11 protein-coding genes are annotated in these 9536 nt (G+C 63.5%); all 11 read right to left on the bottom strand.

Going from position 1 to position 9536, the window contains the following annotated elements; all coding sequences use genetic code 11:
- Nucleotides 1-884, bottom strand: an 884-nt coding sequence (locus tag G455_RS0121450) for an ATPase, T2SS/T4P/T4SS family (protein ID WP_028095520.1), incomplete at its 3' end; no start/stop codon positions are given.
- A 1-nt stretch (nucleotide 885) separates the two neighbouring features.
- The gene (locus G455_RS0121445; RefSeq protein WP_028095519.1) at nucleotides 886-2211 is read right to left on the bottom strand and encodes a TrbI/VirB10 family protein; all 1326 of its coding nucleotides are present in this window, start codon (nucleotides 2209-2211) and stop codon (nucleotides 886-888) included.
- Nucleotides 2208-2909: a TrbG/VirB9 family P-type conjugative transfer protein gene (locus G455_RS0121440; protein WP_154664453.1), complete on the bottom strand. Its 702-nt coding sequence runs from the start codon at nucleotides 2907-2909 to the stop codon at nucleotides 2208-2210. Before G455_RS0121440 ends, G455_RS0121445 begins: the two co-directional genes overlap by 4 nt.
- Complete coding sequence (locus G455_RS0121435; protein ID WP_035367175.1) at nucleotides 2906-3553, bottom strand: virB8 family protein; 648 nt, start codon at nucleotides 3551-3553, stop codon at nucleotides 2906-2908. The genes G455_RS0121440 and G455_RS0121435 overlap by 4 nt, the downstream gene beginning before the upstream one ends.
- A gap of 14 nt (nucleotides 3554-3567) precedes the next feature.
- Nucleotides 3568-4365: a type IV secretion system protein gene (locus G455_RS0121430; protein ID WP_028095516.1), complete on the bottom strand. Its 798-nt coding sequence runs from the start codon at nucleotides 4363-4365 to the stop codon at nucleotides 3568-3570.
- Nucleotides 4362-5528: a lytic transglycosylase domain-containing protein gene (locus G455_RS0121425; RefSeq protein ID WP_028095515.1), complete on the bottom strand. Its 1167-nt coding sequence runs from the start codon at nucleotides 5526-5528 to the stop codon at nucleotides 4362-4364. Before G455_RS0121425 ends, G455_RS0121430 begins: the two co-directional genes overlap by 4 nt.
- 4 nt (nucleotides 5529-5532) lie before the next feature.
- Nucleotides 5533-5748, bottom strand: coding sequence for a hypothetical protein (locus tag G455_RS0121420; RefSeq protein WP_028095514.1), 216 nt, complete (start codon nucleotides 5746-5748; stop codon nucleotides 5533-5535).
- A complete protein-coding gene (locus G455_RS0121415; RefSeq protein WP_028095513.1) occupies nucleotides 5745-8129 on the bottom strand; it encodes a VirB4 family type IV secretion/conjugal transfer ATPase in 2385 nt (794 codons plus the stop codon). The genes G455_RS0121420 and G455_RS0121415 overlap by 4 nt, the downstream gene beginning before the upstream one ends.
- On the bottom strand, nucleotides 8119-8397 hold the full coding sequence (locus tag G455_RS0121410; RefSeq protein WP_018065947.1) for a type IV secretion system protein VirB3: 279 nt from the start codon (nucleotides 8395-8397) through the stop codon (nucleotides 8119-8121). The genes G455_RS0121415 and G455_RS0121410 overlap by 11 nt, the downstream gene beginning before the upstream one ends.
- 9 nt (nucleotides 8398-8406) lie before the next feature.
- Nucleotides 8407-8697 carry a TrbC/VirB2 family protein gene (locus G455_RS0121405; protein WP_028095512.1) on the bottom strand — a complete coding sequence of 97 codons (291 nt, stop codon included), beginning with the start codon at nucleotides 8695-8697 and terminating at the stop codon, nucleotides 8407-8409.
- Entirely contained in the window at nucleotides 8694-9377 is a 684-nt protein-coding gene (locus G455_RS0121400; protein WP_028095511.1) for a lytic transglycosylase domain-containing protein, read from the bottom strand. The genes G455_RS0121405 and G455_RS0121400 overlap by 4 nt, the downstream gene beginning before the upstream one ends.
- Nucleotides 9378-9536 lie beyond the last annotated feature (159 nt).

Raw genomic sequence — 9536 nt, 5'->3', positions numbered from 1 at the left:
ATATAATCGATCATGTCGGCATAGGTCATTGGCACATCGGTTTTCAGGGCGGCGATGGCGAGGCGGCGAACAGCAAGTTGTGGGGTCTCGGCATGCAGTGTGGTCAGCGATCCACCGTGGCCGGTGTTGATTGCCTCGAGAAACGTCATCGCCTCGCGCCCGCGGACTTCGCCTAGGACGATCCGATCGGGTCGCATGCGAAGCGTTGAGGCCAAGAGCACATCGGCACTGCGGGCATCCGTGTCCCGGTCAGCGATCAACGTCACGACATTGGGCTGCTCGGGGTGCAGCTCGGCTGCCTCCTCGATGGTGATGATCCGCTCTTCGGGCGGGATCAGTGAAAGGATCTTGCGCGCCGCGACTGTCTTGCCGGTCGAGGTGCCGCCCGAAACGATCATGTTGAGCTTGTTCTCGACGCAGAAGCGCAGGGCGGCATCGATGTCGCCGGAGGCCACCACATCGCGCAGCGCGGCGTTACGTTCGCGGCGCAGGCCTTCGAGGCTGCGCTCCTTGCCATAGAGAAACCCGAGCTTGATCGCCTCGAGCGGCAGGGAGGAGAAGAATCGCAGCGATATGGAGAACCCGCCTTCTACTGCCGGCGGCTGGATCACCTGCGCGCGGATTGGCCGGTCGCGATAGAGGATCGAGACCGAGACGATGGGCTTCTTGGTGCTGAGTGTGGTCGAGGCGGCGGAGGCGATTTGATTGCCGAGGTCCTTGATCTCGGTCTGGGTCAGCGGGCTGCCCAGTGCACGCATGAAGTGATCGCCCTGAAACTCTCCCCAGACTTGTCCGTCAGGATTGATGCAGATTTCGATCGTGTCGTCGCGCAGGACTTTGGGGCCGAAACGGTCGAGCGACGCTTCCAGATAACTTGCAGCCATGTCAGAAAATCTCGAGGTCACGATCAACCATGACCGTGATCCGTGTACCCTGGTCGACATGTATCACTGGCCGGATCGCCAGATAGTCCTGCATCACGCTCTGGGTGCTGTCGCGCAGGTCCGTGCCGACATCGCTCGCGACATCGGCCGCCGCCTCGCTGTCGATCTGACCCGCTGCAGCCGCAGGCAGGGCGCCGATCAAGGAGATCAGCGCGGCGGAGCCGAAGCGTTGCGCGAAACGGGTGTCGACAAACCCGGTGGTGCCAGTACGGCCGAGTTCGTCTCCACCGAAGGCGCTGATCTGCACGGTTTGATTATCGGGCAGGATGATCCGGTCCCATGCCACCATGACGCGCGATTGGGCGAGTGCGACATCGGAGCGGTAGCGCCCGATCAGCCGCGCGCCGCGCGGGATCAGGATACGCGTTCCATCGAAAGAATGGACGTCTTCCGAGACGATGGCGCGGATCGCGCCGGGCAGTGTGCTGTCGAGGGCCGTCTCTGTCACAGCCTGAATCATGGTGCCCTGAACAACCGTGTTCGATGGGTTAGCGATCACTTCGGCACGTGTCGCCTGTGCAGGTTGCGCGCCCGAACGAACAAAGGTTTCATCTGCATTCAGACGTGCGGCTTCCAGCGTGTTCTCCCTATCCGCACCTGCGCCCATCCCGGAGAAGGCGATCATAGGAGACGCGATACGCTCTGCGCGGGCCTCGGCTTCGGCTGCGCGCCGCCTTTCGAGTTCGGCCAGCCGCAATTCTTCTTCACTTGGTCCCAATGAGGTCGGCTCTGGTGGTGCAAGCCTTGCAAGTTCCAAGTCCATTCGGAGCTGATCCAATTCGCGATCCCGCTCTGTCAGTTGCCGCTCGAGGGTACGCTGCGCCTCGGCGGATGCTTCCTGTAAGGTGGCAATTTGCGCCGTCAGGTCCGCAATCGCCTGCTCCGCCCCGCTGTCCGCGGCCTCGGCCGGTCTTGCGCGCAGTTCCTCGAGTTCCGCTCTCAATGTCGCAAGACTTTCTATCAGCGCGAGTTCTGACTCGCTCGGACCTGTGTCCGCAGGCGGGGCTTGGCTGGGCTCCGGGGCAAAAATCGGCGCCAGATCTCCGAATCCGGGGCCGCTGCTCTGGAACTCTTCCGGCGCGGCGGTCGCCATTGGTGTTTCTGCCGACGGCTGTAGGGCAGCCCACGCCAGACCACCTGCTGCCGCGATGCCGACGACTCCAAGGATCGCGGCAAGCGGCGCAGGCCGCTTGTTGGCCTTCGCTTTGCCTGTCGAACCTTCGAGAGCCGCGAGGCGCGCGGCGAGGTCTTCCGTACCTTCGGTCATGATGTGGCCTGCCCTGCGTCCTGGACGCAAATCACCTCTTCGCCAAGGCGAAGGACCCATTGTCGGTTGACGCCGGACACGCGGATGACGCCGTCACTTGTGGTGTGGCTGTTCACCGCGCGTTCCCTTCCGTTCGAATATCGGAAGATGGCGGGCACCGGCGCGTTCCGTGCGAACCGGAAATACGTGAAGGTACCATCATCCCAGATAGCCGTCGGCGTGAACTCTTCTCGGGCGCTGACCGCATAGTTCGCGTTCGGCGCATCGGCCGCAACCGCCCTGGTGGGTTGCACGCGGTTTTCAGGGTAGCGGAACTGCACGACATAGTGCGGCGTCTCCCGGGCTTCGACGACATGGAAGTAGTAGGAGCGGCGGTTGGTGTAGACGGTGATGTTGGTGGCGACGCCAGATGCTGTCGGCTTGATGGCGAAGGCACGGCCACCCGGGACACCGTCGAATTGAAACCCGACCGTATCGCCGGCGATGATCGAGCGGATGGTTTCCCCCTCACCGAATTCGACTGTGGTGACGCGGGTCAGAGTCGTGACGACACGGTAAACCTGGCCTTCAGTCCAGGTCGCTACGCGCACGCGGTTGTCATGAGAACCTGGGCGGGGCGTGGTCTCGGCCAAGGCAGTCGATCCCGCGAACGTGAGAAAACTGGCGGCCAACAAGGTAAAGATTGGAGTGCTAGTCATTCGGAACGGTCCGATCGGATGGCATATTGGGTGACGGTGAAGCCGAAAGGGTTTTGCCAGACATCGTCGATCGCGCGGGTCCGCTCGGGCCGGAATTCGAACATCAAGGTGGCAGTGAACGATCCATCCTGTACCCCCTGCGGGCTTGTCAGGCGCTTTCTGAGCCGGACCTGGGCGCGGTTATCGCCAATAAGGGTGATCGATGCGATCTCAACGGTCATCTCGGCCGCAGCCCCGTATCGCGTCGGCGGATAGTTGTCCTGCCCCGATGTCCACATCGCGCGCATGCTGGCCTCGGCCGACCCGGAAGACTGTGCCAGGACACGGCGGACACGAAGATCGTTGTCGAGCTGGTTGTAGGTTTCGCGGTCGATAATGTAGCGGTAGATTTGCGCTTCGATCACGGCAGGGCGTTCGGCGAGCGACACGGTTTCAACCGTGGCATTGGGAAGCGCCATCCCGGTCGCGGGATCGTAGGGGACAACCACGGGAGGCGGCGTCTCGACCATCAGCGCGACAGCCGCAGCTGTCAAACAGCCGAATACGCCAAAGCCTGCTCCGGAAATGCCGATCATCCGCCAAAGCTGTTCCCGGCGCAGGGCACCGTAGACAAGTTCCTCTTCCACGAGCTCGCGCGCAGTCATCACTCCTACCCCACTCATGGCTCAAGATCCGGCAGGGTGAAGTCCATGTAGCGGCGTTCTTCGGCAACGGTGGCGGCGTCGACCACGCCTGCATTGCCTGCGCCTAGGGTTTGGATCGCTTCCAGCTCCCACATCCGGGTCATGGCGATGGCGAGTTCCGCCGTGACGCGTGTGTTATGATCCATTGAGGCTTTGAGATCTTCCATGTCGGGGATCATCTCGACCAGACGCTCCACCCGTTCGAGAGACTGTTCCGCCTCTGCGTGGCTGTTCTGCGCCGCTGCCGACATCACAGCACCTGTGGTTGCCCGCGTGGCCACGCCTTCGGCGCCCGGATTGCCGCTGGTGGCGATCTCGCGGAGTGAATCCTCGTCGAACCCGGCGCTTGCCAACGCCTGTTCCATCTGCGTGCGCATGGGCCCGGCATTGGGCCCGATGAGCGCGCTCCAATCGCCCGCCTGGATGCCTCGGATCAGGCCAGGGATGTCTTCGAAGTTGGCCTCAAGCAAGGTGTCGAGGTCCCCGCCCATGGCAAGTCCGAGGATGCTGCGCGGCCCGGTGAGCGAGGCATACATCTCGTTCAGCTGATCGAGTTGGCTTTGCAGCATGTCCAGTTGCTCCAACGCATTGTCCAGAAGATCGGTCTGGATCCCGAAATCCTGCAGCATCTGTTGAAGCTGGCGGATTTCCTGGGCAATGTTCTGAGTGTCCACCGTGGGCACACCCTGTGCCGCGACAGGTCCGGTGACATTGAGGGCAAGCGCGAGAGCGATGCTACCGGCGAAAAGGGAACGGGGCAGGCGCAGGTTCAACGCAAATCCTCCTGACTGAAATCCATGTATTGCCGCTCGGCAGCCTGGGCCGCCGCCAAGGCGATCTGCTCGGCGCTGAGTGGCTCGGTTCGGGCGGCCTTGATCCGGGTCCGGATTGCGACCAGCCGGGCCAGTTCGGCCCGGGCATAGGTGTTGAGCGCGATGGCCTCGTGGAGATCCTCGGTCTCACCAATGCGGGTGATGATGTCCTGAACCCGCAGGGCGGCGGCACGGACCGAGACCAGCGAATAGTCGCCATAGACCCCTGCGCCGTGGGCCGAGAGGCTGAAACTCGCGTTGGCGAGGAGCACGGGGTCGATGGTGCCGAGCGCGTCGATGCCGCCTACGGCGGCGAGGTAGCTGTTGTACTGCTGCGGGATCACCACGACATAGTGTTGGGTTTCCGCGAAGGGCGGCACACCGCCATAATCCTGCACATTGCCCGGACCGGCGTTATAGGCGGCGAGCGCATGGATAATGTTGCCATCGAACATGTTCAGCATCTGGGCGAGGTATCGCGCGCCACCGGTGACCTGCAGATAGGGATCGTCGTAATAGGCCGGGTAGATCCCGAGATCGCCTGCGGTACCGGGCATGATCTGGGTAAGTCCGAAGGCTCCCACGGGTGAGCGTGCGCCGATCTGGAATCGGCTTTCCTGCCAGATCAGCGCCTGCAGGAGGCAGCGCCATTGCACGAGCGACAGGCCGGCGCGGCCGACTCCGGGCAGACTATGGGTGTCGCGTGCTGCGCGGATGATCAGCTCCTCGATCCCCTCCCGGGCATCGCCGAACATCCGCGCGGCCGCTGGGTTGTTGTCCTCGGGTGCATAAAGGCTTGCGGCTGCGCTTTCGACGTCGTCAACCGCCCCCTGCCCCGCCTCGAGCCCGGCTACGGTTCCGGCCACCTCTCCAGCGCCAAGCGACATGGCATCCATGAGCCCTTCGAGGGAGGCGAGTTGCTGGCGCTCGATTTCGGCCAGTTCCTCCTCGCGGCTTAGCCGGTCTTGCTGCAGTGTCAGGTCCCGATCGGTCTGCTCAAGGATGGCCTGCCGCTCTGCGAAGAGGCGCAGGTCGAAGGTTGGCACGCCTTGGGCGATGGCTGGCCCCGCCGTGGGAGCTGCCAGCGCAAAGCCGATCATCGAGAGAGGAAGCCAGGTCCGCATTGGTTCAGCCGCCCGCCCCCAAGAGGACGAAATCGCAGGCCGTGTCGCGGCGCGTGACCTCCGCCCCCATGGTCGAGATCGTGGCGGTGGCGGTTCCTGCCTGCGCAGGAGCCTCGCGAAAATTGAAGCAGTTGGCTTGCGGGGGGTTATGCTGTGCACAGGCTGTCAGGGTCAGGCCGAGCCCGAGCAGCACGACGCTGCGAATGATGGTACGGGTCATGTCACTCTCCAGAAATCAGGACGTTCGCGATAATCGGCGCCGACAAGCGCTTCGCCCTTCTCCATTCCGCCAAGGATGGTCACGAGCGGGCCGAGCGCGCTGAGATCGGCATCGATCACGACGGAACCACGGTCGTCGCGTACAAGTGCGAGCCGCGAGGCCGAGCCGACGCCCAGAAGCACGTCGAGCTCTTTCTCGGTCAGGCCGAGCATCGCGTATTCTGCGGCGGAGGCCCGGATGTTGGGCAGGAGCACTTGCGTCGGGACGGCTTCTACGATGGTCTTGCCGGTGCGGGTGCGCTCGAGCTGGCTGGCATATTGGGTCATCATCACGACGACGGCGTTCTGCTTGCGGGCGGTCACCAGCCAGTTGCTGAGTCGCTCCGCAAAGTAGGCGTTGTCGAGGGCTTTCCATGCCTCGTCGATGACGATGATGGTGGGCTTGCGGTCCTCGATCACGCGCTCGACCCGGCGGAAGAGGTAGGACAGGACCGCCATGCGTTCCCGCTCGCTCTCGGAATCGAGGATGCCGGTGAGGTCAAAGCCCGCGACTTCTCCATCGATGCTGAAACTGTCCTCGGCATTGGCCCCGAAGATCCAGCCGTAGCGACCCTCGGCCGTCCATTCCTGCATACGCTCGAAGAGATCGCCCTCGTCATCGGTCGAGACCAGCAGCGAGGCGAAATCCGACCAGTTTCGTAGGCCCGCATGTCCTGCGCTGGCGTTCTGGCGCACGACTTCTTGCAGTCGGTTGGTCTGAATCGGGGTTAGCGGTCGATCGCGCCGCTCCAAGAGGCTCGCGAGCCAATCAGCAAGCCATGCTTGGCCCCGCATGTCGATCTCGGTCTGGAGCGGATTGAGGCCCGTGGGGCGTCCGGCCCGTATGGTCGAATAGCTGCCGCCGAGCGCGCGGACGGCCATTTCCATGCCGGCGCGATAGTCGAATACGAAGACCCGCGCACCTGCGCGGCGTGCCATGGTCATCAGGAAGGCCGCCAGTACGGATTTGCCGGAGCCGGGACGTCCGAGGATCAGGGTGTGGCCTCCTGTGGGCTCGCGATCTGGCGCGCCCTGTTCGTGGAAGTTGAAGCGAAAACCGCTGCGCTCGGGCGTCGGGAAGAGTGTGATCGGCACGCCCCACGGGACTTCCCTCCCTGTCTTTCCGAGCGGTGTGCGGTGAAAGGTGGCGAGATCGGCGAAGTTGTGGTTCGTGATCGCGGCCTTGCGGCTGCGCGCCCCTGTGTTCCCGGGGTGCTGCGCCATGAAATGCGCCCGTGCCCCGAAGGCTTCCGAGATCAGGTTGATGCCGGAGGTCGCAGAGATGTTGCGGATCTCGGCTGCGATGTCGTCGAGGGCGGCTTGGGTCCGCGCATAGACCGCCACGGTCATGTGGTGCTCGCCGAAGATCAGGCGTTTGGATTCCAGATCGTCTTGGGCGAGTTCCAGTTCCTGGGCGAGGCTGACGGCTCCGTCATTGGCGGCCTGCATTAGGCGCAGCTGCCGTTTGATCCGGCCCGCCATGATGTTGGCGTTGATCGGCACAAAAGAGTGCGTGACCACCATGTCGACGGGCAGATTCAGCTCGTCGAGCATCAGGCTGTCGGTCTTGGCGGGGTAGTTCTTCACCGCAAAGATCGCCCCGAGCTTGTCGCCGACGGCACCGTCCGAGAGCGCGATGGTCGTGCCGCGGAAGGTGACGCGGGTATTTGCTAGGTCCTCGGCGATCACACCGAGGCGCGACCGGGGGAAGAGCGGGTGCTCCTCGCCTGTGTTGAGTGAACCGAGGAAGCCCAGAAGCTCGCCGGTGCTTGCGGCCAGCAGGCGGGGCTTCAGCTCATCGAAGGACGACAGCAGAAACCCCACAACCTCGTCGAGCTTGCGCAAGCGGCGGGTGGTGTCGGCCGCATGTCGCGCGCGAGACGCCCCCAGTCCGAAGGGCAGGCGGCTGCTGGTCTCTGGTCGCTTCAGCACGGTCAGGGTCAGTGTCTTGTCGCGCAAGCCCGCTTGGCCGAGATGCGCGTGCCATTGTTTGTCGACGGCGGCCGCAAACCCTTCGCCCGGAATGGGCGGCAGGGTCACATCGACAGCTTTCGAGACCTTGTGCAGGTAGAAAGAGAACTCCGTCCCGACCTGCGCCACGATGCCAGCCAGCAACCCTCCGATCCGGTCGAGATGCCCGTCCTCGCTCGTGGTGCTGTTCACCCCTTCGAGGCGGATGCATTGCATCAGTTCGTTGCCGCGTGTCCGGATCGTTCGGTCGTTCACGAGGCTCACGTAAGGCAGCATCATTGAGAGCCGCTTCTCGCCCTTGACCCATGAGGGTAGCGCAGTCAGCGGATCGATGGCGTTCTCCACGTCATTGGCAATTCCATCACGGGGCATAGCTGTCGCCTCCGTGCAGCTTGCGGTTCGTCGTGGGCGGGGTTTCCTGCAGGGTGATCACCAGGACATCGAGGAAGTTCGGATCCCAGTCTGCGGCTTTCCAGAGCGCCGGCCAGGCCAGCCCCGCGAAGACGGCGACCACCCAGCTCTGCACCCAGAGGAACAGGAGCGTCGAGCCGAAGAGCCAGACCATGGCGTACATGATCGGCAAGCCCATCAGCTTGGGTGGCCTGAGAAGGCCGATGAACACGCGAGACTGGTCGGACATCGGTCTTGCTCAGGTCGTCCAGATGGCGGCGACGATGGTGGGTGCTGCGGCGATGCCCGCGATTGCAACCACGACCCAGAGCGCCTGGCGGAAGTCGAGGATGCCGAAGAGCCAGGAGAGGAAGACGCCGATCAGGGCGAGCGTTCCGATCACGATTCCCAAGGGGCCGGTGATCGCATCGACGATGCCTTGCAGAAGGGTTTGCACGGGCGACAGGTCAATGCTCTGGGCCAGCGCCGGGCCCGCCAGCACAATGAGAGCCATCGCGCCAAGCGCGACAAAGGAAGATTTGGACGTCACGAAAGGTCTCCTCTGAGCCGCTCAAACACGGCGGTCACACGGGCCACATGCCCTTGGGTTTCTCGAAAAGGGGGGATGCCGCCGTGGCGTGTGACCGCCTCAGGGCCAGCGTTGTACGCCGCAAGGGCCAGAGAGCCCTCGCCGAACTGGTCGAGCATCATCAGCAGGTAGCGGGCTGATCCGTCGAGGTTCTGCGCAATGTCATGTGGGTCGACGCCGAGGTCGCGGGCGGTATCCGGCATAAGCTGGCCGAGGCCTATGGCACCGACAGGGCTACGTGCAGCCGGATTGTATGCGCTCTCGACTTCGATGTTGGCTCGGTAAAGGAGCGCCCAATCAGTGACTGAAAGCCCTGCGCGACGCAGCGCACCATGCCCGGCATACCGCAGAGCCGTGGTCTCGATCGCATGGAGGATTTCTGGGGTGGCGCGGGCGGCGGATCGAGCCGGGATCGCTGTCTCGCTCGTTGCGTCAGGAACGCGAGGTTCTGCGAAGAGAAAAAGGCGCCCGTTTGTCTCTTGAGAAGAGGAAATCAATTGGCCGTCTGGGCCAACCGAAAAGATGAAACCGTCGGCCAGGGCCGGGGGCGCGGAACAAACGCCTGTACCCAAAGCAACGACGAGCGCAGTCGCGCGGTCAGCTGCCTTTGACCGGAGGCGCGGCGTGGCGCTCGCGGCCACCTTCTTCAAGTGGGATGCTAGCGGTCGTACAGCCCATGTCGGTCAGGAAACTGACAAGGCCAACGATGGTTTTGAAGTCGCGGAGCTTGAGGACGCTTCGGCTGGTGACGAGCATCTTATCGTCACGCCCATCAGTGGCGACGGCGCGGATGACCCACG

It is taken from the genome of Pseudodonghicola xiamenensis DSM 18339, from assembly GCF_000429365.1.
GTDB lineage: Bacteria > Pseudomonadota > Alphaproteobacteria > Rhodobacterales > Rhodobacteraceae > Pseudodonghicola > Pseudodonghicola xiamenensis.
Note: the sequence above shows the minus strand (reverse complement) of the source record. Positions and strands in the feature narration are given on the sequence as shown.